29 protein-coding genes are annotated in these 23,196 nt (G+C 41.9%); 24 read left to right on the forward strand and 5 right to left on the reverse strand.

Annotation, left to right across the window (positions count from 1 at the left end):
- Positions 1-77: 77 nt before the first annotated feature.
- The gene (locus EC328_RS04730; protein WP_128425730.1) at positions 78-1,640 is read right to left on the reverse strand and encodes a helicase HerA-like domain-containing protein; all 1,563 of its coding nucleotides are present in this window, start codon (positions 1,638-1,640) and stop codon (positions 78-80) included.
- An 87-nt stretch (positions 1,641-1,727) separates the two neighbouring features.
- Positions 1,728-2,132: a DUF4332 domain-containing protein gene (locus EC328_RS04735; protein WP_128425731.1), complete on the reverse strand. Its 405-nt coding sequence runs from the start codon at positions 2,130-2,132 to the stop codon at positions 1,728-1,730.
- Between the two features lie 122 nt (positions 2,133-2,254).
- Between EC328_RS04735 and EC328_RS04740 the strand changes: the two genes are divergently transcribed.
- A complete protein-coding gene (locus EC328_RS04740) occupies positions 2,255-2,980 on the forward strand; it encodes an acyl-[acyl-carrier-protein] thioesterase (protein WP_128425732.1) in 726 nt (241 codons plus the stop codon).
- Positions 2,981-2,990: 10 nt separating this feature from the next.
- Here EC328_RS04740 and EC328_RS04745 read toward each other — a convergent pair whose 3' ends face one another.
- Positions 2,991-3,482 (reverse strand): hypothetical protein, encoded by a 492-nt coding sequence (locus tag EC328_RS04745; RefSeq protein WP_128425733.1) that lies wholly within the window; start codon positions 3,480-3,482, stop codon positions 2,991-2,993.
- A gap of 122 nt (positions 3,483-3,604) precedes the next feature.
- Between EC328_RS04745 and EC328_RS04750 the strand changes: the two genes are divergently transcribed.
- The 3 genes from EC328_RS04750 to EC328_RS04760 all read left to right on the forward strand — a co-directional run bounded on the left by EC328_RS04750 (position 3,605) and on the right by EC328_RS04760 (position 5,291).
- Positions 3,605-4,075, forward strand: a complete 471-nt coding sequence (locus tag EC328_RS04750; RefSeq protein WP_128425734.1) for a methylglyoxal synthase — start codon at positions 3,605-3,607, stop codon at positions 4,073-4,075.
- 195 nt (positions 4,076-4,270) lie between these two features.
- On the forward strand, positions 4,271-4,468 hold the full coding sequence (locus tag EC328_RS04755; protein ID WP_128425735.1) for a cold-shock protein: 198 nt from the start codon (positions 4,271-4,273) through the stop codon (positions 4,466-4,468).
- A gap of 76 nt (positions 4,469-4,544) precedes the next feature.
- Positions 4,545-5,291 (forward strand): peptidylprolyl isomerase, encoded by a 747-nt coding sequence (locus tag EC328_RS04760; protein ID WP_128425736.1) that lies wholly within the window; start codon positions 4,545-4,547, stop codon positions 5,289-5,291.
- Between the two features lie 201 nt (positions 5,292-5,492).
- Here the strand turns inward: EC328_RS04760 and namA are convergent, their stop codons facing one another.
- Positions 5,493-6,509, reverse strand: coding sequence for an NADPH dehydrogenase NamA (namA, locus tag EC328_RS04765; RefSeq protein ID WP_128425737.1), 1,017 nt, complete (start codon positions 6,507-6,509; stop codon positions 5,493-5,495).
- 144 nt (positions 6,510-6,653) lie between these two features.
- On the opposite strand from namA, the gene EC328_RS04770 reads away from it, so the two are divergent.
- From EC328_RS04770 to EC328_RS04860, 19 genes are all read left to right on the forward strand, one after another.
- The gene (locus EC328_RS04770) at positions 6,654-7,637 is read left to right on the forward strand and encodes an RnfABCDGE type electron transport complex subunit D (RefSeq protein ID WP_240671529.1); all 984 of its coding nucleotides are present in this window, start codon (positions 6,654-6,656) and stop codon (positions 7,635-7,637) included.
- Positions 7,634-8,224, forward strand: coding sequence for an RnfABCDGE type electron transport complex subunit G (locus EC328_RS04775; RefSeq protein ID WP_128425738.1), 591 nt, complete (start codon positions 7,634-7,636; stop codon positions 8,222-8,224). Before EC328_RS04770 ends, EC328_RS04775 begins: the two co-directional genes overlap by 4 nt.
- A gap of 3 nt (positions 8,225-8,227) precedes the next feature.
- The gene (locus EC328_RS04780; RefSeq protein WP_128425739.1) at positions 8,228-8,848 is read left to right on the forward strand and encodes an NADH:ubiquinone reductase (Na(+)-transporting) subunit D; all 621 of its coding nucleotides are present in this window, start codon (positions 8,228-8,230) and stop codon (positions 8,846-8,848) included.
- Complete coding sequence (locus EC328_RS04785) at positions 8,845-9,435, forward strand: NADH:ubiquinone reductase (Na(+)-transporting) subunit E (protein ID WP_240671530.1); 591 nt, start codon at positions 8,845-8,847, stop codon at positions 9,433-9,435. The genes EC328_RS04780 and EC328_RS04785 overlap by 4 nt, the downstream gene beginning before the upstream one ends.
- A gap of 11 nt (positions 9,436-9,446) precedes the next feature.
- Entirely contained in the window at positions 9,447-10,544 is a 1,098-nt protein-coding gene (locus EC328_RS04790) for an NADH:ubiquinone reductase (Na(+)-transporting) subunit F (protein ID WP_128425740.1), read from the forward strand.
- A gap of 89 nt (positions 10,545-10,633) precedes the next feature.
- On the forward strand, positions 10,634-11,983 hold the full coding sequence (locus tag EC328_RS04795; RefSeq protein WP_164906031.1) for a GTP pyrophosphokinase: 1,350 nt from the start codon (positions 10,634-10,636) through the stop codon (positions 11,981-11,983).
- 69 nt (positions 11,984-12,052) lie between these two features.
- Positions 12,053-12,544: a ferritin family protein gene (locus EC328_RS04800; protein ID WP_128425742.1), complete on the forward strand. Its 492-nt coding sequence runs from the start codon at positions 12,053-12,055 to the stop codon at positions 12,542-12,544.
- Between the two features lie 56 nt (positions 12,545-12,600).
- Entirely contained in the window at positions 12,601-12,969 is a 369-nt protein-coding gene (locus EC328_RS04805) for a CidA/LrgA family protein (protein WP_128425743.1), read from the forward strand.
- The gene (locus tag EC328_RS04810; RefSeq protein WP_128425744.1) at positions 12,966-13,655 is read left to right on the forward strand and encodes an LrgB family protein; all 690 of its coding nucleotides are present in this window, start codon (positions 12,966-12,968) and stop codon (positions 13,653-13,655) included. The genes EC328_RS04805 and EC328_RS04810 overlap by 4 nt, the downstream gene beginning before the upstream one ends.
- Before the next feature lie 17 nt (positions 13,656-13,672).
- On the forward strand, positions 13,673-14,149 hold the full coding sequence (msrA, locus tag EC328_RS04815) for a peptide-methionine (S)-S-oxide reductase MsrA (protein ID WP_128425745.1): 477 nt from the start codon (positions 13,673-13,675) through the stop codon (positions 14,147-14,149).
- An 11-nt stretch (positions 14,150-14,160) separates the two neighbouring features.
- Positions 14,161-14,664, forward strand: coding sequence for a GAF domain-containing protein (locus EC328_RS04820; RefSeq protein WP_128425746.1), 504 nt, complete (start codon positions 14,161-14,163; stop codon positions 14,662-14,664).
- Positions 14,665-14,686: 22 nt separating this feature from the next.
- Positions 14,687-16,012 carry a DNA-methyltransferase gene (locus EC328_RS04825; RefSeq protein WP_128425747.1) on the forward strand — a complete coding sequence of 442 codons (1,326 nt, stop codon included), beginning with the start codon at positions 14,687-14,689 and terminating at the stop codon, positions 16,010-16,012.
- Entirely contained in the window at positions 15,984-17,426 is a 1,443-nt protein-coding gene (locus tag EC328_RS04830; RefSeq protein WP_128425748.1) for an aminoacyl-histidine dipeptidase, read from the forward strand. Before EC328_RS04825 ends, EC328_RS04830 begins: the two co-directional genes overlap by 29 nt.
- 68 nt (positions 17,427-17,494) lie before the next feature.
- Entirely contained in the window at positions 17,495-17,854 is a 360-nt protein-coding gene (locus EC328_RS04835) for a DUF1292 domain-containing protein (RefSeq protein WP_320405557.1), read from the forward strand.
- 27 nt (positions 17,855-17,881) lie between these two features.
- Positions 17,882-18,757: an HAD-IIB family hydrolase gene (locus EC328_RS04840; RefSeq protein ID WP_240671531.1), complete on the forward strand. Its 876-nt coding sequence runs from the start codon at positions 17,882-17,884 to the stop codon at positions 18,755-18,757.
- 13 nt (positions 18,758-18,770) lie between these two features.
- On the forward strand, positions 18,771-19,724 hold the full coding sequence (gene mnmL, locus EC328_RS04845; protein ID WP_128425750.1) for a tRNA modification radical SAM protein MnmL/YtqA: 954 nt from the start codon (positions 18,771-18,773) through the stop codon (positions 19,722-19,724).
- Positions 19,725-19,770: 46 nt separating this feature from the next.
- The gene (locus EC328_RS04850) at positions 19,771-20,193 is read left to right on the forward strand and encodes a hypothetical protein (RefSeq protein WP_128425751.1); all 423 of its coding nucleotides are present in this window, start codon (positions 19,771-19,773) and stop codon (positions 20,191-20,193) included.
- A 52-nt stretch (positions 20,194-20,245) separates the two neighbouring features.
- Positions 20,246-20,977, forward strand: a complete 732-nt coding sequence (locus EC328_RS04855) for a pseudouridine synthase (RefSeq protein ID WP_206363928.1) — start codon at positions 20,246-20,248, stop codon at positions 20,975-20,977.
- A 53-nt stretch (positions 20,978-21,030) separates the two neighbouring features.
- Complete coding sequence (locus EC328_RS04860) at positions 21,031-21,582, forward strand: DUF6648 family protein (RefSeq protein WP_128425753.1); 552 nt, start codon at positions 21,031-21,033, stop codon at positions 21,580-21,582.
- Positions 21,583-21,604: 22 nt separating this feature from the next.
- Here the strand turns inward: EC328_RS04860 and EC328_RS04865 are convergent, their stop codons facing one another.
- Positions 21,605-22,129: a hypothetical protein gene (locus EC328_RS04865; RefSeq protein WP_128425754.1), complete on the reverse strand. Its 525-nt coding sequence runs from the start codon at positions 22,127-22,129 to the stop codon at positions 21,605-21,607.
- A 98-nt stretch (positions 22,130-22,227) separates the two neighbouring features.
- On the opposite strand from EC328_RS04865, the gene EC328_RS04870 reads away from it, so the two are divergent.
- Positions 22,228-23,196 carry an RluA family pseudouridine synthase gene (locus EC328_RS04870; RefSeq protein WP_128425755.1) on the forward strand — a complete coding sequence of 323 codons (969 nt, stop codon included), beginning with the start codon at positions 22,228-22,230 and terminating at the stop codon, positions 23,194-23,196.

Raw genomic sequence — 23,196 nt, forward strand, 5'->3', positions numbered from 1 at the left:
ATTCCAACTTATTCGAGATCCCTCCATGGTAGTCGGGATGACAACATAATTGTCCATTGTCAATTGTCCATTGTCGATTACTTAAACAGTCCCTTCGTTATACCGCCCAAAAGTCCTCTTGCGATCTTTCTTCCAATGTCGCCGGTAACAGTATTTAGTGTAGTCTTGGCAACCTTGTTCAACGGGTTGTTTGCCTTTGCCTTTGCTTTTTCTCTTTCTTCAGATAGAAGTCTTCTCTCTTCCTCCTTGCGAGCCTTTTCAGCAGCTTTTTCCTCTGCAAGTCTTTGCTTTTCAAGCTCCTTTTGCTCCTTCTCAAGCTGCTTTTTCTCCTCGGCTTCCTTTTCCTCAGCCATCCTTTCCTCAACCTTGCGCTGAAGGAGCTCATAGGCTGATTCCCTGTCAATTGTCTCTGAGTACTTGGTTCCCATAGGTGAGGAGAATATCAGGCTGTTTCTTTTCTCAGGAGTGATAGTTCCCATAAGGCTCTTTGGAGGTGCAATAAGTGCTCTTTCAACAATGGAAGGTCTGCCCTCCATATCCAGGAAGGAGACAAGTGCCTCTCCTGTTTTAAGCTCTGTGATCACGTCCTCGACCTTGAACGCAGGATTTTGCCTGAAGGTCTCTGCTGCTGATTTTACTGCTCTTTCATCTCTTGGAGTATAGGCTCTCAGAGCATGCTGTACTCTGTTTCCAAGCTGACCAAGAATCTTATCGGGAATATCTATCGGGTTCTGGGTTATAAAGAACACTCCAACTCCCTTGGAACGGATAAGCCTTACCACCTGTTCGATTTTTTCCATCAAGATCCTTGGGGCATTATCAAACAACAAATGCGCCTCATCGAAGAAGAAAACTATCTTAGGCTGTGGCAGATCCCCAACCTCAGGAAGCTCTTCAAACAGCTCAGAAAGCATCCACAGGAGGAAGGTGGAGTATAGAGTAGGGGAGTGGAACAACTGCTCGGCTGCAAGGATATTTATCATACCCTTTCCTGTGTGGTCAGTCATCATGAAGTCCCTTATATCAAGAGCGGGCTCCCCAAAGAAGATATTTCCTCCCTGGTCCTCAAGCCTCAGTAGCGATCTTTGTATGGCTCCAATTGACTGAGCAGAAACATTTCCATATTCCAGAGTTATATTCTTTGCATTCTCACCTACATACTGAAGCATAGACCTTAGATCCTTGAGGTCTATGAGAAGCAGCCCCATGTCGTCAGCAAGCCTGAAAACAATGGAAAGTACTCCTTCCTGAGTGTCGTTCAATCCAAGGAGCCTCGAAAGGAGAAACGGTCCCATTTCGCTTATGGTGGTTCTGACAGGATGGCCAAGCTCACCGAATACGTCCCATAGTCTAACCGGGTAGGATTGGTATCTGAAGTTTTCGATGCCAATATACTCGATCCTTTCCTTCAGCTTAGGATTTTCAGCACCCGGCTCTGCAAGGCTTGCCAAATCTCCCTTGACATCTGCAAGGAATACCGGTACCCCTATAGAGCTGAAGTGCTCTGCCATAACCTTTAGTGTAATAGTTTTACCTGTTCCGGTAGCTCCTGCAATCAGGCCGTGTCTGTTGCTCATTCTGGATAGAAGCTCGACGTTGTTTTCACCTTTTCCAATCAAAAAGCTGTAGCCATCAGTCATACGAACCCTCCTTAAACCCTTTTCTTTATTGTATTACAGCAATTGACATATATCAAATAAAAAGAAGCTACCTGAGGTAGCCTCTCGTTAGTGTTTGACGACTTTAGGCAGCGCTTTTGCTCTAAGTATCCAGTTCTCAACCTGCTTTTGAGCTGGTAATCCTCTAACAAGATTTTTTTCTGCATTTACTTCCTTCATCTTCTTAAGAAGAGTATCTGCTTTTCTGGTTGCAAGCTCTGGGACCGAATCTACTCCTGCTGCTTCGAGAACTTCAGCATACTGTGGTCCGATACCCTTGACTCTGTAGAGATCGCAATGGTTGACCCACGTAAGTATGAGCTTTTCACTTATGCCGGTTTCCTTAGCCAGCTTGGCCCTGCCTTTTTTATCAGCTGCAGCTTCCAGTAGCTGCTCCGTTTTCGCTATTCCCGCTTCGATCAGCTTTGCTGCATAAGCCGCTCCGATGCCTTGGATTGCCTCAATTTTTGCCATAATATACCCCCTTCGCCTATTTGTTACTGAATTTATACCACAAATTTGCAATTTCTAACATTTAACCAAAATTATTGTCATTTCAGCTTAACATTTGCTATAATTTCTTTGGAGGGATAGATATGACAAAATTCATGAAGGAATTCCTGGTTCCTTATTTTGATACTGATCCAAAGGGCACATTAAGACCTGAAATTGTGCTGTCATATATGGCGGAAACATCATCCTGGCATAGCGACAGTCTGGGTGTAGGGCACAAGCTGCTTAACGCAAAGGGCTATGGGTGGATGCTAAACAGATGGGAGGCAGAATTTTTTATGCTTCCCCAGGCAAAGGAAAGAGTAGTTATAAGGACCTGGACGTCAAGCTTTGACAGGTTTTATGCCGCAAGAGAGTTTACGATGGAGGATGAAAACAGTAGTCTCCTGGCAAAAGCAAGTACCCGGTGGATCTTCCTTGATATGAAAAAGAAGAGACCAATAAGGATCCCTGGGGAGATACAGGAGAAATACAGCTTTCTTAATGAGCATTGTTTTGAAGGTTATACGGAGCTTAAGCCTTTGTATGTTTCGGAAGGAAGTGCTATAACAACGAGAAAAAGTGATATAGACAACAATAATCACGTAAACAATATCAGGTACATCGAATGGATGCTGGAGCAGATCCCTGAGGATGTGTTGGGAAGTCGAAGTCTTAAGAAACTGGCAGTCAATTATAAGAAGGAGGTACTCCTTGGTGATACTATAAGCACCAGTATTGCAGCAGACCCTGAGAATGAAGGTCGATTCCTTCATCTGATATCAGTGGACGGAGAGAACAATGCTCTGGGAATGACCGAGTGGAAGTAAAAAAGGGCCATTAAAGGTCCTTTTTCTGGATTTTTCCGTTTTCGTCGAGCATCATTTCAGTTATTTTGTCCAGCACAGGCACATTGTCAACCTTGATGCACTCAAGAGTGTGTATCTTCTTGCCGATACCCTTACCGGCCTTATAGTTGGCCTTCATGACCTTCATCAAAGATACCGGGTGCTCAGGCTCCTTAAGCGATATAAATGCAGTGTTTTCAACAGCTATGGCATCTCCTATAAGCTTCTCAAAGTCAATCCCGTCAATTCCCGGGATAAGGAAGAATTCAGTTTCGGTCTTAAGATCTTCAAATCCTTTGACCTGAACGATAGGGAAGGCTGCCTTGGCGACTGCCATAAGGGATGCCATCAGGGGTCTGATACCTGCCGAACGGTGACCTGATACCACTATGGATTCCTTTTTCATTATGGCGTTCTCGATATATTGTCCCTGTTCCTCTGTCATAAAGCCTTGGGATACAAATTTTGCAATCATTGGATTCATAATATCACTCCTCTTATTTGATTATGGATATATTGTATCATCATGAATTGAAATATTAAAGTACTAAAGGTACTTTACAAGAAATATCGCTGAGGGTTTTACAGAGGACTGGAGGGAGTATGATGGACAATCAAAGTGTAAAAATGAAGAAGAAAAAAAAGATCGCACTTATAGCTCACGACAACATGAAAAAGGAGCTTATACAATGGGTGGAGGAGCGTAAGAATATTCTGGAGAAGCACCAGCTTATGGGCACCGGGACTACAGCAAGGCTGTTAGAGGATAAGACTGGTCTTGAGGTTAAGGGCTACAAATCAGGACCTATGGGCGGTGATCAACAAATTGGTGCCAGAATAGCAGAGGGCGAGATCGACTTTATGATATTCTTCTGGGATCCCCTGGAAGCACAGCCTCACGATCCTGACGTAAAGGCTCTTTTAAGAATAGCGGTGCTTTACGATATCCCTGTGGCAAACAACAGGGCCACTGCCGATTTTCTTCTTTCTTCACCGCTTATGGATGAGGAATATGAAAGAAGAGTATATGATTTTGAGGGTGCATTGAAGAACAGAGTGAAGCTCTTTGACAAATAACAAATTAATTAAATAATTAGTTAATTTGCAAAAAATCCCTTGCAAAATGGGCATTTTAGTGTTATTATTGACTTGAGCTTTAATTCAGTAGTGATAACACAGTAACAATATTTTGGTTGGCCTTATCGGATCATAACTCAAATTTATTGTTTTACGGTTACATGAATTAAAGAAATAAATTTTGGAGGTTATGAAATGAAGGGTACAGTAAAATGGTTCAACGCAGAAAAAGGATTCGGATTTATTACTACTGAAGAAGGAAACGACGTTTTCGCACACTACTCACAAATCCGTAAAGAAGGCTTTAAGACTCTTGAAGAAGGACAAGCTGTTGAGTTCAACGTAGTTGAAGGACAAAAAGGCTTGCAAGCTGAAGAAATAACAATACTTTAATTTAAAGCCTCTAAACCTCCCGCAACAGGGAGGTTTTCTATTGTGTGGAGAAAACTACAAATAAAGGAGAAATCGAATGAGTGAGCATTTAGCAGTAGCAGTAGTTAACGGCAAGGAGATAACGCGAGGAGACATAATGAAGTTTCTGAACGATATGGGTCCTCAAATGGCAATGCAGTTTCAGTCCCCTGAGGGGATCAATAGAGTGATAGATGAGATGGTAAATCAGGAGCTTCTCTACCTGGATGCTGTTGAAAACAACTTTGAGAAGGAAGAGGAGTTCGATCAGGTTCTTCAGGCTACAAAGGTAAGTCTGTTGAAGGGGTATGCCTTCAATAAACTTATTTCTGGAGTAACTGTTGATGAGGAGGAGCTTAAAATGTATTTTAATGACAACAAGCATCTGTTCAATCAGCCTGAAATGGTCAAGGCCAGTCATATCCTTGTTGCTGACGAAAATAGAGCTATGGAGATTGTAGATGAGCTTGAGGGCGGAATGGACTTTGAAGATGCTGCAAGGAGCTACTCAAGCTGCCCCTCAAGTGAGGTTGGAGGAGCGTTGGGCGAGTTCGGAAGGGGACAGATGGTGCCTGAATTCGAGGAAGCTGCCTTCAATATGGAGCTTGGTGAGATATCAGCACCTGTCAAGACTCAATTTGGATACCACATTATTAGACTTGAAGAAAGAAAAGAGGCAAAGGATGCTTCCTTCGATGATTCAAGGGAAGAGGTTGAAAAACAGGTCATCCTAAGAAAACAGGAAGCCAAATATATGGAAAAGATAAACAGCCTTAAGGATGTTTACAAAGTGGAGATTAAGTAAAGATAATTGACAATTGACAATGGACAATGGACAATGGACAATTGATAGTTCACAGTTAACAGTTTCTTGTCATCCCGACTGTAATGGAGGGATCTCAACGAGTTGAAAAGCAATGCGTTAGGCGTTAAGAGATAGTAGGGGCGACCATTGGTCGCCCTTTTCGAATTTCACTATTCACTGCTAACTATTCACTTCCCATTTTCATCTATATGCCCTGAAATACTGCTCCGGATATCTATATTTTATGCCCTTCCTGTGCAGGTTGTTCAGGACCCAATTTGGATTTCTAAGGATCTCGCGACCTAATGCGACAAGGTCAGCCTTTTCACTGCCAAGAATAAATTCCACCATTTGCAGGTCGTCGATCAATCCTACCGCTATTGTAGGAACATTGCATTCCTTTTTTATCCTCTCAGCAAACCTTACCTGATATCCCGGGTAAAGCTCCATTTCTGCAGGAACCAGTCCTCCTGAACTGACATGGATTATATCCAGTCCGTCCTTTACAAGATCCGTTATCTCACAAATCATATCTGCATCAATTCCGCCCTCTGTATAGTCGGAAGCAGATACTCTCAGAATAAGCGGCTTTGTCTCAGGCCAGACCTCTTTAACCGCATCGATCACCTCAGACAGCAGTCTGACTCTGTTATGCAAGTTGCCTCCATATTGGTCGGTCCTTTTATTTGTCAGGGGAGAGAGGAATTCATGAATAAGATATCCATGTGCACCGTGGATCTCAAGCAGGTCATATCCTGCATTAAGAGCTCTTTCAGCGGCCTTTTTGAAGCTTTGTACTATTTCTTTTATGTCGTTAAGAGTCATCTCTCTTGGCACTGCATACTGGTCATCGTAAGGCAGAGAGGAAGGACCAATTATATCCTCATCACTGACAGCGCATTTTCTGCCCGCATGCGCAAGCTGTATTCCAGATGCTGCCCCATAGCCCTTTACCATATCGACAAGTTCCTTAAGACCATCGATATGTTCATCTGACCAAATACCAAGATCCTTGTCCGATATCCTGCCTCTGGATTCTACCGCAGTTGCTTCCTGTATCACAAGGCCGGTTCCTCCAAACGCCCTTGCTCCGTAGTGCAGCCTGTGAAAATCCTTCACAATTCCAGAATCGTCAGATGAATACATGCACATAGGAGGCATGACAATCCTATTTCTCAATTCCACATCTTTTATTTTGAAAACCTCAAGCGCCTTCATTTAATCACCTCGTTGGTATTTATACCTAAAAAATAATGTGACAAACATCAATATGAGGGACCTATAGTCTATTGAATAAAGAAGGTAAAATGTGGTATTAATAGTGTATGAGAATCATTACATAACATCAACGGAGGTGATCTTTTGTTTTCCGGTCTAATGGCAAAATATTTCACTAAGCAGAAAATGATGAGGACAGTTATCGTATCACTCATCCCGATCATGGCTGCGGCTACATATTTCTATGGTTTACGGGTATTATTGTTATTTTTAGTAGTGCATGCCTTCGGTATAGGCACGGAGTATATCTTTGAGAAGAAAAACAAAAAGAAAATTTCGGAGGCAATTTTCGTAACGTGCATGTTGTATACCATGACACTTCCACCTTCGACTCCCTTCTGGATTGCTGCAGTAGGGATAGTCTTTGGTGTGTTCTTCGGTAAGATGGTTTTCGGAGGCTTCGGGAAAAATATCTTCAACCCGGCTTTAGTTGGAAGGGCCTTTATTTATGTTTCCTTCCCCGAACCGCTAACTATACATTGGACAAAAGTATCAACAGGCTTCCCGGGAGGATTCGGGACCTATCTGAACGAGACGGTTGAGATGGTATCAAGCGCTACTCCAATGCTCGCATATAGGGACTCAGGTGCAATGGAACCAATGTTTAACCTCCTACTTGGAAATATATCAGGATCAATAGGGGAGACCAGTGCCATTCTTGTCGTCCTTGCAGGTGCTTACCTTATTTACAAGAAGGTAGCCTCATGGGAGACTATGGCAGGTTGTATAACGGGCTTCCTTGTACTGAGTACAGTTCTTTTCATGGCGGGTATTAAGCAGGTTCCAAATCCGATGTTTGGACTTCTTGCTGGAGGATTGTTGTTTGGTACTGTATTTATGGCAACCGACCCGGTTTCATCTCCCAAGACAAAGGAAGGAAGATGGATATACGGGATATTGATTGGAATAGTTACTGTAATAATAAGAGGGTTTGCTCTTTTTGCAGGAGGAGTCATGTTTGCAATTCTTATTGGCAACACCTTCGCTCCAATAATCGATGAGGCGGTAAATGCTTACAAGAAGAACAAGAAAGAAAAGGCAGCCGAAAAGAAAGAGGTGACAGCATGAAAAAGTCATTTCTTTACCCAATAGTATTCATGTCCCTATTGACAGCTATTTTTACATTTATTCTGGCTTTCATGGAATTTGGAACCGCAGAAAGGGTGCAGCAAAACCTGGAGCTGGAGCTTCAAAGAAAGATACTTTATGTTTTTAATATTCCAGTAGTAGATAACAGTGCAGAGGTAGTAAACGCAGTATTTGAAGACAAGATAACCCAGGATGGAGATGTATTTATTTACAAAGAAGACGGACAGACCGTAGGGTATGCATTTCCTGCGAAGGGTCCAGGGTTATGGGGCGGCATTGAGACATATGTGGGTATCTCTGAGGATTACAGTACGATCCTTGGGTTGGCTATCATAACTCAGAATGAGACTCCTGGTCTTGGCGGCCGTATTGGAGAAGAAGAATTCCTTAGTCAATTCAGGAATCTCGATGTATCAAGCGCAGTCGAGGGTGGCTACATAACCTACAGACCGGCAGCAGGAGGCAATGTTGATGCAGTAGCAGGTGCAACTTTAACCTCAAAATCTGTTTCAACATTTCTCAACGAAGACATTCACAACTTCCTTGCTGAGAGAAAGGGGGAATAGACCATGGCAAAGCAAACAGCTAAAAATATTCTATCTATGGGGCTATGGGTCGACAACCCGGTATTCAGGCAATTGATCGGAATATGTTCAGCCCTTGCAGTAACAAACCTAATGGTAAATTCTCTTGTTATGGGGATAGGACTTACCTTTGTAACAGCTCTATCATCATTTACGATATCAGCAATAAGGCAGTTCACACCTAAACATATCAGAATGATGGTTCAGGTACTTATTATAGCTGCTTATGTAATCATGGTGGATATTTACTTAAAGGCTTTCATGCCTGAGCTAAGCAAGGCACTTGGACCCTATGTAGGACTTATAATAACAAATTGTATCATAATGGGAAGAGCTGAAGCCTATGCACAGAAAAACAAGCCGATACCATCCTTCATTGATGGAGTCGCCAATGGCCTTGGATATACAGGAGTACTTCTATTCATTGCCTTTTTCAGAGAGCTTATGGGCTTTGGAACGTTATTTGGAGTAAAAATTCTTGGAGACTGGTGGACATCATGGACGATCATGATAATGCCGCCAAGTGCATTCTTCCTGCTGGCAATAGTAATCTGGATCACTCACAATATTCAGGATAAGAAGAGTAAGGAGGTGGCTAAATCATGATAGAAGTAAATCCAATGGTAATATTTATAGCATCCATTTTCACAAATAACATGATATTGTCCAATTTCCTTGGAATGTGCTCCTTTATAGCGGTATCGAAGGAAATAAACACCTCTTTGGGTCTTGGCCAGGCTGTTACCTTTGTATTAGCAGGCACAACAGTCATCAATTATCTTGTTTACCATTACATCCTGGTTCCATATAACCTTGAGTTCTTGAGGTTCATCGTCTTTATTATAAGCATAGCTGCCTTTGTACAGCTGATTGAAATGATCCTTGAGAGGTATATACCTAATCTTTACTATGCACTCGGTATATTCCTTCCATTGATAACAGTCAACTGTGCAATACTTGGAGTTTCTCTGTTCATGGTAATAAGACAGTATACTTTCCTGCAATCCTTAGGCTTTGCAGTTGGTTCAGGTATTGGGTGGACAATGGCTATCGTTGCTCTTGCGGGGATCAGACAAAGACTAAAAAGATCGAGTGTCCCTAAGGGTCTTGAGGGACCTGGAATTACCCTGATAATAACCGGTATAATGGCTCTTGCCTTCATCGGGTTTTCAGGGATAGTCCAGATATCATAGGGGGGATCGATTTGGACAATATATTGATCTCAACCGCGTTTATAACAGTAATAACTGCATTGTTCGCAGTACTCCTGACAATTGCAGACAGGACCATTAATAACTATGGAATTGTCAAGCTAACTATCAACGATGAAAAGGTGTATGACATTGAGGGTGGTTCTTCACTGCTGGCAGCCCTAACTGCAGAGAAGATATTTATTCCTTCTGCATGCGGAGGTAAGGCCACTTGTGGTTATTGCAAGGTCCAGATCCATGAGGGCGGAGGCCCAGTACTTGCCACAGAGCTGCCCTTCCTGACAGAGGAGGAGCTTGAGAGGCATGTCAGGCTTTCCTGTCAATGCAAGGTGAAGCAGGACATAAAAATAGAAATCCCTGAGGAGCTTTTCAACGTCAAGGAATTTGAAACCACAGTAATTGAAATCATCGATCTTACAGATACGATCAAGAAACTTCGTTTTCAGCTGCCTGAAGGGGAGGAATTCAACTTTAAGCCTGGACAATACGTTCAGCTAAGGGCGCCTTTGTATGAAGGCAATGACGAAGAGGTATACAGAGCGTATTCTATAGCTTCCTCTCCAACTGAAAAAGGGTATTTTGATCTTGTTATCGGGTATGTACCCGAGGGTATCGCCACAACATATGTTCATCACCACCTTGAGGTCGGCAGCAAGGTTCTTATTAATGGACCATTTGGGGACTTCTATTATCAGGATACCGACAGGGATATGGTAATGGTTGCTACTGGAACAGGTGTTGCCCCTATACTTGCAATACTGAATTATATGAGGACAAACGACATCAAGAGAAAGGCTACCTTCTTCTTTGGAGCAAAGACGACAAGCGACCTGTTTATGCTGGATTATTTCAAGGAGCTGGAGGAGACTCTCTTCGACTTCACCTTTGTTCCTACCCTTTCAAGAGTTTCTGAGGGTGAGGTGTGGGATGGTCAAAAAGGCAGAGTAAACAATGCCATCGACAAGCTGCTTGATTCAGGGGAAAATAAAGAGGCTTACCTCTGCGGGAATGCAGCTATGATAGACAGTGTGGTAACTTCTCTTACAAATAAGGGAATGCCTGTTGAGCTAATATTCTACGACAAATTCTAACAGTGTCCCCCGAAAATTCGGGGGACTTTATAATGCCTGGAATGAAGGTATATGATATAATCATCTTAGATCCTAAGGGGAGGGTAAAGATGAAACTGGAATTGTTTGATTTTATTGACAAGACCCTGGAGCTTATTGAAGGAAAATCCAATGTGCTTAACAGAGTTGCAGGTGAGCTGGAGAAATTCTTCAATGACAGTCTTTTCATTAAGGACCATTTTTTAAATGTCAATTACAGAATAAAATCAGCGGAAAGTCTAAAGGAAAAGATTTTAAGACACAATTTTTACATGAAGTATGATTCTCCCGAAAGCCTTGTTGAGGACCTGTCAGACCTTATAGGGTTTCGTATAGAGTGTAGATTTATTGAGGATGAAGCAAAGATATATCAGGATATTCTAAGGCTTTTCAACCTCCAGCTGGATGGAGGATATTATTCCAATCCTCTTAATGAAAGCATATCCCTTAATCTTGAGGAGCGGCAGCCACAGATCCAGAAGAATGGATTTGAGATATACAAGATCGACGGCAGATATGAAAAAGATGGCATAGTGGTAAATTTTGAACTTCAGATAAAATCTATGGTAAACGTATTTTGGGGAGACATTGATCACAGGGTATTGTATAAGAACTTCAACTATATGCTTACTGAGGATTTTTTCAGGGACATCATGTCATCCATCAAGGATAATTTGACGATGATAGACAGGCAGCTCATGCTTATATACAATCATTTGAGCAGTATGGACGCCAGTTCCACACCTACAAAAAAGGTTCAGCTAAAAAGCCTCCTTTCAAAGACTATCCATGATATATACATAGTAAAGGTACGTCAGGAGGTAGGCTTTGTTCTGGACTTCAAAAAGTCAAGCGATGTTATAGTAAACTTCATTTTTTCAAGAACCGAGGATGGAAATGGAAGCTACACCGAAAGCTTTTTGAGGATATTGAACAGACTTAACGACATAGGTAAGCGGACGATTGACTTTAACACCTTTATAGATTTTGAACGGGAGATATTTTATAACGATGAGTTCACGAGAAAGTTTGGAAGCAGGATCCTTCAGGTCATAAACAGGGACTTCAGGTGGAACCTGTTTTTCAAGATAATATTTGAAATAGAGGAAGGTACAAGAGCTGAGGATTTTGAAAGCTTCATGCACTATCTGAGATACAGCTACCAGGATATTATCAGGAGGGCCATGGAAGGCATGAGACTAAGTGATGATGAAAAGCTTGATATGGAAGTTCAGTTGATGGAATTTATTTACGAGGCATTTAAGGATGAAGCAAGCATAGATTTTATAAATCTTGTCACTATCCAGGGCCTGGAAAATCAGCTTTTACACCTTATTGGACCAATAAATGGATATGATGAATGGCTGGCAAAAAGAAAGGACATCAAGAATCAGATATTAGGCTATCAGTACCACTATTAAATAAAATGGAGTGAGTTTTACCTGAAAATGGGTAAAACAATATCAAATAAATCAAAAAGAGGTGTTTACATGTATAAGGAAGAGTTGGAAGTAATAAAACAAGCTATTCTAAATGAGGTAGAAGGCTATGAATTTTACAAGCTGGCTTCGGAAAAAGCAGTTTCTGGCGGCAGCAAGGACGCATTTCTGGAGCTTGCCAACGAGGAACTCAAGCACGTAGAGTACCTAAAAGAGCTATTTGATAAAATCAAGGGAAATCCTACAGAGGATTTCGAGCTGGCATTCAACACAGAGCTGCCATCACCGGGAATATATAAATGGGGAAAAATGGACGTGGACATGTTGGCTCTGGCAATGTCTGTTTTCGGTATAGGGATGCAAATGGAGAAGGATTCAATTGAATTCTACAAGAAGGCAAAGGAAAACACAAAATTCGAAGCTGCCGCAAAACTGTACGATACATTGATCAAATGGGAGTTTGTACATCTGAATCAATTCACTGAGCAATATGAGATGTACAGAAAAGATTGGTGGAACGAGCAAAATTTTGCACCGTATTAACAGCAAGATAACAGGGTCTTCCCTGTTATTTCTTTGTATGAAAGGATTGACACAAAATGACAGAATTAAAACAACTGGGAATTATCCTGCTGTTGCTTTGGATAGGGCAAACCGTACAGGGGATATTTGGTCTTGCACTTCCGGGGAACGTTCTTGGTATGCTGCTTTTACTCATTCTACTCGTTACAGGCTTACTGAAGCTTAAGCATGTGGAAAGAGTGACGGAGGTCCTTCTGGGACATTTGTCGTTTTTATTCGTTCCCTCGATTGTTGGGGTGATGACTGTAGCATATCTATTTAAAGGAAATGTTATCAAGATATTCATAATTGTATTTTTCAGTATAATAGTTGTAATGGTGACCTCGGGACGAACAGTACAATGGATGCTCCAAAGAAAAAACAGAAAAAGAGGTGACCAGCTATGATCCAATACCTGGATACGCCTGTTTTTGGAGTAGGGGTATCGATTCTTGCATATTCAATAGGTTTGATGGTGGCCAAAAGAACAAGACTGGCGATAATGAATCCTCTACTCGTGGCTATGGTAATAGTGATTTCTATCCTTACAATCTTGGGCGTGGATTATCAAACCTACAACAAAGGAGGTGCAATGATCACATTCTTCCTTGGACCTGCCACGGTTGTTCTTGCAGTGCCGCTTTACAGACAATGGGAGCTACTGAAGAGCAACCTTATGCCTATCCTTACAGGGATTGCAGTTGGCTCTATCGCTGGCGTTGCATCAATTATTATACTTGGAAGGCTGCTGGATCTTGATACTGTCCTTATAGCCTCGATGGTTCCAAAATCTACAACTACTCCTATTGCCATAGAGATTTCCGCAGTAATAGGAGGAAATCCGTCGCTGACCGCCACTTTTGTTTCCATCACAGGAATTACAGGCTTTATAGCCGGAGTAAGGATAATCGATGCCTTTGGTATTAGAAATCCAATTGCAAAGGGCATAGCCATGGGAACAGCATCCCATGCGGTCGGTACTGCAAAGGCAATGGAGGTAGGAGAGGTTGAGGGAGCAATGAGTTCTTTGTCAATAGGGGTAGCAGGAATAATAACAGTTTTTCTGATACCGGTCATTATGTGGTTTCTCTAACTGAAGGAGGCATTAAAATGAAGGATATTTACCTTGCCGGAGGGTGCTTTTGGGGTGTTCAGGAGTATTTTTCCAGGATCGAGGGCGTTGTATATACTGAGACTGGATACGCAAACGGAAAGACCAAGGAGCCTGACTACAGGTCAGTATGCACAGGTACCACAGGACATGCTGAGACTGTGTTTGTAAGGTATGATGAGGAGAAAGTGGGATTGAAATATCTTCTCGAAAAATTCTTTAGAATTATCGATCCGACACTTATGAACAGGCAGGGCAATGATATAGGTACTCAGTACAGGACAGGCATCTATTATGTCGATGAAGAGGATGCCATTATTGCCAAAGTTGCAATGGACGAGGTTCAAAAGAAGTATAAAATCCCTTTGGCAACGGAACTAATGCCATTGTCATATTATTATCCTGCTGAGGATTATCATCAGGATTATCTAAAGAAAAACCCGTTTGGCTATTGCCATATAAATCTAAACGCATAGGAGTGACCATTTTGTTCAAACTGGATCCAATTAAAAACATGAATGAAGAGGAAAGACTGAAGTACATGCTAATGCTGCTGAAGGGACAATTAAGCTCAGAAAATGACGAGCTTGCAAATTTATCCAACGCATCTGCAATAATAGATGCATGTGTTGACGATCTTAACTGGTCGGGATTTTATCTTATGAGAGGCGGGCAGCTTGTTCTTGGACCATTCCAGGGATTGCCGGCGTGTAACAGGATCGACATCGGGAAGGGAGTATGTGGGACTGCAGCTGAAACGAGAGAAATCCAGCTTGTACCGGATGTTCATCTTTTTCCAGGGCATATCGCCTGCGATTCCGCGTCAAATTCTGAATTGGTGGTACCTATTATCAAAGATGGCAAGGTTTTTGGAGTGCTTGATATGGACAGCCCTAAAAAAGAAAGATTTACAAAGCTTCATGCGGACTATTTTGAGAAATTTGTTGAACAGCTGAACCTTTATATAGACTGGACGAAGGTCTGTTTCTAATTTTGCATCGCGGGGTGTGGCATTGAATAAATTTGAACTGCTGGACAAGACAATCAAAGACTCAGAAAAAGAGGTTGATCAGCTGCTGAAATGCAAAACTTTTTTTGAAGCTGAATCCCTGGTGAAGGGTGACGGTCTCAGATCAATATTGTATTTCTGCGACAATATCAAAGCAATGCTTCAATTATTGGATTCAGGTATGGAAGGCAAGATCGATTTGGTGTATATCGATCCGCCGTTTAATACTCGGTCAAGCTATAATAAGAAGCTCAGGTTAAAAAGCAGATCCCACTCTCTGGATATTTCCAGCGAAACCTACAATGACAATTGGAAGAACCTTGGGGAATATCTTCAGATGATGACTATAAGGCTTATGCTGATCCACAGGCTTCTATCCGAGAAAGGGACTCTATATCTTCATGTAGACTATAGGACGGCGCACTATTTCAGGCTTATACTTGACCATATATTTGGTGAATACAGATTTCTGAATGAGGTCATTTGGGCCTACAAGTCGGGTGGTACAGGACGAAGGAGCTTCTCAAGGAAACACGACAACATATTGGTCTATACCAAGACTGACAAGTATATTTTCAATCCCCAAAAGGAAAAGTCCTATAACAGGGGGTTTGCTCCATACCGCTTTAAAAATGTCGAGGAGTTCAAGGATGAAATAGGCTGGCATACTCTGGTAAACCTGAGAGATGTCTGGAATATTGATATGGTCGGAAGGACCTCAAGCGAAAGAGCGGGGTACGAAACTCAAAAGCCTTTGGCTCTCCTGAGACGGATAATACAAACATCCTCCAACGAGGATTCTATTGTAGCTGACTTTTTCCTTGGGAGTGGTACGACTGCCAAGGCGGCCATGGAGTCAGGCCGTAAATTTATTGGGTCGGATTCGAGCACCATAAGCTATGTAACGGTCAGCAAGAGACTTAAGGATGATAATTTGGGGTCAAGGATCTTTGCCGACTTTAATCAGATTACAGCAATTCCTGGTAAACTTACCTACAGGATCCTTAAAAATGGCGAAGGGATCGTTTTGTATCTGCAGGAGTATATACCTTCAAGGGATGAGCTGGATAGTGGAAAGGTAGATCCTGAAAAGCTTTCTTCTTTGGTTGAGGAGTCTCCATTGATATTTTTAGACTATATCGCCGTCATTGGAGTAAATAGTGAAAGAATGATTCTTAGTGAATACTTCATGCCAGATATTCCTCAACAGATAATGATCCCAGATGGGTACAAGAAGGTAATAGTTCAGTTGGTCGATGTTTTTGGCGCAGTTCAGGAGATTGCAATAGGAGGAGATAATATTGAACAAGACGGAAGGACTGAAGCCTGAAAGAGTTTTTCACTACTTTGAGGAATTGACAAAAATCCCAAGGTGTTCCTTTGATGAGAAAAGGGTAAGTGATTACCTTAAATCAGTTGGTGAGGGACTTGGGCTTGAGACAATTCAGGACGAGGCACTGAATATAATAATCAAGAAACCTGGATCAAAGGGATATGAATCAAAGCCAACTGTCATAATTCAAGGCCACATGGATATGGTCTGCGATAGGTCAGAGGGATTTGACATAGATTTTTCCAGGGATCCAATACCTTTTGAGGTCAGGGATGGTTTGATAATGGCACCTAATACTACCCTTGGTGCAGACAACGGGATCGCAGTTGCAATGGGATTGGCTATTCTGGAGGATAAAACGCTGGAACATCCGCCCCTGGAGGTCCTCATAACAACCAATGAGGAATCCGGTATGACCGGTGCAGCTCAGCTGGATAAAAAAAATCTTTCAGGCAAGATCCTCATAAACATTGATTCAGAGGAAGAGGGCAAGCTCCTGGTAAGCTGTGCAGGTGGCAAGAGGTTCTCAATAGAGATTCCTGTAAACTTTAAGGTTACTGACAAATCTTCATTTACTTTGAAGGTATCCGGACTGAAGGGTGGCCATTCAGGTATGGAGATCGATAAGGGCAGGGGTAATTCCAACAGGCTGCTTGCCAGAGCTTTGGATGGATTAAGAGAGATCGACTACGATCTTTGTCATATTGAGGGAGGATCAAAGTCAAACGTTATACCTAGACTTTCATCCGCAATAATCTGTCTTGCAGACAGCGATATTGAGAAAGCAAGGGTAATTGTCAATGAAATGGAGAAACACTTCAAGGGAGAGCTTTCTACAAGCGATCCAGACGTAACCCTTACGCTTGAAAAGACCAAGGACAGAGTAAAAGCCTTCGAGGACACTGTCAAACTCAAAGTCATCGCAGCACTATTGTTGGTCCCCAATGGTGTAAACTCGATGAGTATGGATATTGAAGGCCTTGTGGAAAGCTCAAATAATATGGGGGTTGTTTCGACCCTGGAGGATAAGGTAGTCGTAGAGAATGCCATAAGAAGCTCTGTCAAGTCATTGAAGGATATGCTATCCCGACAGATGGAGATTATTGCTGAATCTCTTGGGGCAAACTGGTCAAGCTCCGGTGAGTATCCAGCATGGCAATACAGGAAGGATTCCTACATCAGGGATCTATTTGCACAAACCTACAGGGAGATCTCAGGTAAGGAGATGGAGATCGAAGCAATACATGCAGGGCTTGAGTGCGGATTATTTTACGAGCTGCTGGGTAACATCGACATGGTTTCGCTGGGGCCTGATATGTGGGGAGTCCATGCACCCGGAGAGAGGCTGAGCATCGACTCTGTTGAAAGAACCTATAATATTCTTGTTGAAGTTTTAAGTAAAATAAATTAATATATAGGATGTGCGACGAAACAATATGGGTAATATACCTATGGAAATAAAAACAAAGGAGAATGATGATGAGCGATAACAAGCATGTACACGATGAGCACTGCAATCACGATCATGACCACGAGCACGAGGAAATGGAGATAATAACTCTGACACTCGATGACGACTCCGATCTGGATTGTGCAGTATTGGGAATTTTTGAGGTAGAAGACAAGGAGTATATCGCATTGCTTCCACTGAGCGATGACGAAGAAGAGGAAGAAGAGGATGACGTTCTCCTCTACAGATATATGGAGAAGAATGATGAGGAGTTCGAGCTGGAGCTTATTGAGGACGAAGAAGAATTCGACCTTGTATCAGAGGCTTTCTACGCTCTTTATACAGATGAGGACGAGTTTGAGGATGACGAAGAGGACGACGAAGAATAATAATAATTATTATGGGAGTACTTTGCAATGGCAAGGTACTTTCTTCATAATGAGGTGAACATATTGATCAAGCTGATAGCCATAGATCTGGATGGTACCTTGCTGGACAGCAAAAAGAGAATTCCTGAAGAGAATGTAGCTCTTATAAGGAAACTTGTCACAGTAGGATACCAGGTTGTAATAGCGACAGGAAGAAGATACTATTCTGCAAAGATGATGACTGAAGCTCTTGGCGGGAACTTCGTGATCCTTGCCAATAATGGGAATATTGTAAGAAGAACTGATGATGATAAGCTTATTATTTCAAAATTTCTGGATTCAGAGGCTTACAGGGATATTCTTATAGAGGCAGAAAATTCGGGATTGAAGGGTATAGTTCACGTAGATATGTTCTCTCAGGGGGTCGACATGGTCTTGGAGGAGGATGAAAGCGGCAGCGATCATCTTAAGTATATAACTGAAGGCGACAACAGGTATTTATTAATGCCTAAGAAGGAATTACTGAAGCTGGACAGAGTACTTGCAGTAGTATACCCGGGCAAGTCTGCCATACTCAAGGATTTCAGATCCAGGATCGATTTTAAGTATCCTGACAGATATAGCTCTCATGTCCTTGAGAATATAAAAATTGCTGAGGCAATGTATGAGGCCATGAATCCTGGTGGAAGCAAGTGGAAGACCCTGTATGAGTATGCGACTCTAAATGGGATAAAAAGGGAAGAGATACTGGCTATTGGCGATGATAACAACGACGTTGAGATGATATTGAATGCCGGAATCGGCATAGCCATGAAAAACGGAAGCCAGTTGGCGAAGGATGCAGCCGATATAATCACGGATAAGGATAACGATGAAGCCGGGCTGGCATTTACCCTGGCTGATGCGTTGAAAATCTTATTTTAAGGATGATTTCAAATTGAGAAACGGAGTTTACAGAGCATATTCAGACTATTTGATAGAAAAATACGGTGAGAAGGTATATAAGCTACCCATAAAGCTGCCCTTGACCTGTCCAAACAGAGACGGGAATATAAGCTGTGGAGGCTGCACTTTTTGTGGTGAAGAGGGCGGTTCCTTTGAAAACCTGCCTGATTCCATGAGTATAGCTGCCCAGTTGAAGGAAAATAAGGACCTGATCCGCAGAAAATACAAAGCTGAAAAGTTCATAGCCTACTTTCAGAATTTTTCTAACACTTACATGGGGTTCGAAACCTTCAAGTCAGCGATTTTAGAGGCATTACAGCCAGATATCGTTGAAATATCAATATCTACAAGGCCGGACTGCGTAAGGGATAATTATTTGCAATTCTTAAGTGATATCAAGTATAATAGGGGTATAGATATAACAATTGAATTAGGGTTGCAGACAGTAAATTACCATAGCTTGAGGAAAATAAACCGAGGGCATGGATTGGCTGAGTTCATTGATGCTGTATTGATGGCAAAGAGATACGGACTTAGGGTTTGCACTCACATGATCCTCAACCTACCCTGGGACGATTTGGAGGATGTGGAAGAGGGAGCGCGAATACTGTCGGCACTTGGAGTCGATGAGGTAAAGCTTCACAGTCTGTATCTAATGGAAAGTACATTAATGGCGGCACAATATGCCAATGGTGAGCTTCAGCTGCATTCGAGGGACGAATACGTAAAGAGGGTAATAGCATTCTTGGAACTGCTGGATCCGGAAATTGTAGTACAACGGATCATAGGGAGAGCTCCGGAGAAAGGCTCGGTATTCGTCAATTGGCAGGAATCCTGGTGGAAGATCAGGGATGAGATCATACACAGGATGATGGAAGAAAATACGCGTCAAGGTAGAAGATTTGATTACCTTGATGGTAAAGCCTTAAAAATCTTTAATCTTTAACCAAATTACACAAATATAAAGACAAAGAAAGGTAAGGTGGATTATCATGGTTAAGTTCATTTTAGGTACAAAGGGCTCAGGCAAAACCAAGTGGCTGATCGATAATGCCAATAAGGACATGCTTGAGGGGAATGGAAACATAGCTTTTGTTGACGTTGACGATAATCATATCTTCAGCTTGAATTATAATGTGAGACTTATTAATGCCATGGAATTCAATGTACTTAACGTACAGTCTTTCTATGGCTTTTTGTGTGGGATCATGGCTATGGATTACGATCTGGAGAAGATCTACGTAGATGGCATCTACAAGGTAATGAGTCTTGAGCTGAAGGATATTGTTTACTTAATAGATTCCTTGAACAAGATCGCCTCAAAATATGAGGTTGAGTTCTACATCAACATCGATTACACAATGGACAAGATCCCTGAGAACCTGAGATCTTACTGCTACGAGATTGAAGAATAAACAAAAGGGGAGCCTTAGGGCTCCCCGGATTTTTTAGGGGGATGGTATGCCCATGAAGAAGGAACGATTGGACAAGCTATTGTCTAATATGGGCACTGGCAGCAGGACCCAGGTAAAGGATATGATCAAGTCTGGCTTTGTAACTGTAAATGGTGTTTTGGCGACGTCGCCGGAAGCTAAGGTAGTGCCTGGAGTGGACAGGGTATGCTTAAAGGGACGTGAGATAAAGTACAGAGAATTTATCTACCTGATGTTAAATAAACCCCAAGGCATGGTTTCATCTACTGATGATCCGAGAGAATCGGTAGTAATTGAACTCCTTGATGACTATTGGAAGGGCTTCAGGCCTTTTCCGGTGGGAAGGCTGGACAAGGATACGGAAGGTCTCCTGTTGATAACTAACGACGGTCAGCTTGCCCATCTTTTACTATCGCCAAGAAAAGGAGTAGACAAGACCTATTATGCTGAAATCGATGGTGTGGTATTGCCTGAGCATATTGAAAGCTTTAGAAAAGGCGTACAGCTGGAGGATGGTTATCTGACATTACCAGCAGAGCTTGAAATAGAAAGGTCAGAATTGATCTCTACAGTACAGGTCACCATACAGGAGGGAAAGTACCACCAGGTAAAACGAATGTTTGCAGCCCATGGCTTAAGGGTGGTCTATCTAAAGAGAATAAGAATGGGGCCACTGGTGTTGGATAATCAACTTGGGGAAGGCGAATACAGGGAGCTGACGGACAATGAAATTGGAGTTTTGAAAAGGGAAGTTGGTATGGTATAATATGGATGCAGACGGTAATGTCTGCAAATTAGATCTTAGAATGGGTGTAAATATTGATTTATCACGGGAAAAAGGGTTTGTTCGAGACCTTCTTTGACAACAGGTCTTCGCTTATACTTCAACTTCAGAATGGAGACATTTCTAAAAGAGAGTTTCTTGAAAGCAATTATGATTTTGTTACAAGGATGAATGTAAAACCGTTTATCAGAGTAGACAGCTATGAAAAGGGAATGTATAACTACCAGTATTATAATGTTCTTGCCAAGTACTTCAGAATGATGGCTATGGAGCTTAGAAACTCAAAAAAACACCAGAAATATTATATTGAATATCTCAATAAGGGATATAAATATTATCATGAAAAGGACAGATCCGCCTTGGATGTGCTTAAAATAATCGATTTTAAGGGTGTTGAGGCATATTTCGTAAAATGTGAATCCCGAAATCTGAAGGATAAACTGTATGAAATAGTCCTGCTGGATTACAAGGAGGCAATTTTTCACTCCAAGGCAACGTGGCTTTTGGAAATCCTCCAGAAGGAAGGAGTATTTTTTGAGGGCAGAAGGAAGTCTTTAATAGATGAATACATTAATGAGACCTATTAAAATAACGTCACTGGTGGTGACGTTATTTTGTAATTATCCTTACGACTTCTTCTATAGATAGTCCCTTCTGAATTGTGAATGTCCCTGATTTAAGCTTCGTATCCAGCTTCATTTCAACTACCTTAGCAAGAAAATCCCTGCTGCTGGATACTACACCATTTTCCTCCAGTATCAGCCCGATCTTTCCGGGGAGACTCCCCTCGGGGATAATGATCTTAACTGTTTGAGTTTGCGGAGCTGGCGGAGGTGGTGCAGGTTGAGGTTCATCAGAAGGCTCTGACAGGGGTTCCTCCTGAGAGGGGGCATCTGCAGGTTCTTCTGCAGAAGGGTCTTCAGCAGGGTCGTCAGATGGCTCATCTTCGATATCCTGAGGTCTTTCGGAGTTATCTACGACAACTGTTGACGGAGGTATTTCGAGAGCATCCTTTGCAAATAGAACGTCAAGTCTCCAGCCAATAACCAACGCAACAACTACAATAATTGCAAGCATAAAAACGTAATCTATGGAATCATACAAAATATCCCTAAGCTTTTCAAAGCTATTCATATATCCACCTCATGACCTTCAAATTCAGTTTGTTTTCAATTCAATGTCAAATTATAGTATAATTATAGCATAATAAAGAGGAAAAGGTGAGATAAACTTTGAGAGAGATAAGGGTTGGGAAAAACGACAGCAATCAAAGGCTTGACAGATTTCTTAAAAAATATATGGATGAGGCCGGAACTGGCTTTATCTACAAGATGCTGAGAAAGAAAAATATAAAGGTTAACGAGTCCAAGGCATCACCAGAAATGATGATTTTCGAAGGAGACACTATACAGCTTTACCTTTCTGATGAGACTATAGATAAATTCATTGGCACAAAGGAAGTAAGGAAATCCAAGCTCGCTCCTCGTATAATTTACGAGGATGAGAATCTTGTTTTGATAAATAAACCTGCGGGGATCTTATCTCATGGTGCAGGCGAGGAGTTCGAGGAGAATATCGTAGACTCACTGATAACGTATCTGATCCAAAAAGGCGATTACATACCCAGGATCGAAAAGACCTTTTCACCATCAATCTGCAATCGGTTGGATCGAAATACATCGGGAGTAATAATAGGTGCCAAGAACTCCGAGGCATTGAGGCTTGTAAATAAAGCGATAAAGGAAGGCAGCGTCAGGAAGTATTACAAAACCATAGTAAAGGGAACAATCAAAGAAGATTTTGAGCATAAGGGGTTCCTGATCAAGGATGAAGATAGGAATCTTGTTGATATTTCAGATAAGCAGGGCGAAAGATCCAAGGATGTTTACACAAAATTCAGGGTCATTATGTCAAAAGGAGGATATTCACTACTTGAGGTTGAACTTATAACCGGGAGGACTCATCAGATAAGGAGTACTCTTCAAACAATGGGTTATCCAGTAATTGGTGATCGAAAGTATGGGAATTCAGTTGTAAATGATGAATTTAGAAAAAAGTATGGTCTTGAGAACCAGTGGCTTCACGGATACAGGATCGTGCTGAATGGTCTTGAGGAGAAGCTTGATTACCTTAATAGCAGGGAGTTTATCGCAGAGCCGGACCAGCTTTACGTTAAAATCGAACAAGAGTTATTTCGATGA

The organism is Gudongella oleilytica (assembly GCF_004101785.1).
Classification (GTDB): Bacteria; Bacillota; Clostridia; order Tissierellales; family Tissierellaceae; genus Gudongella; species Gudongella oleilytica.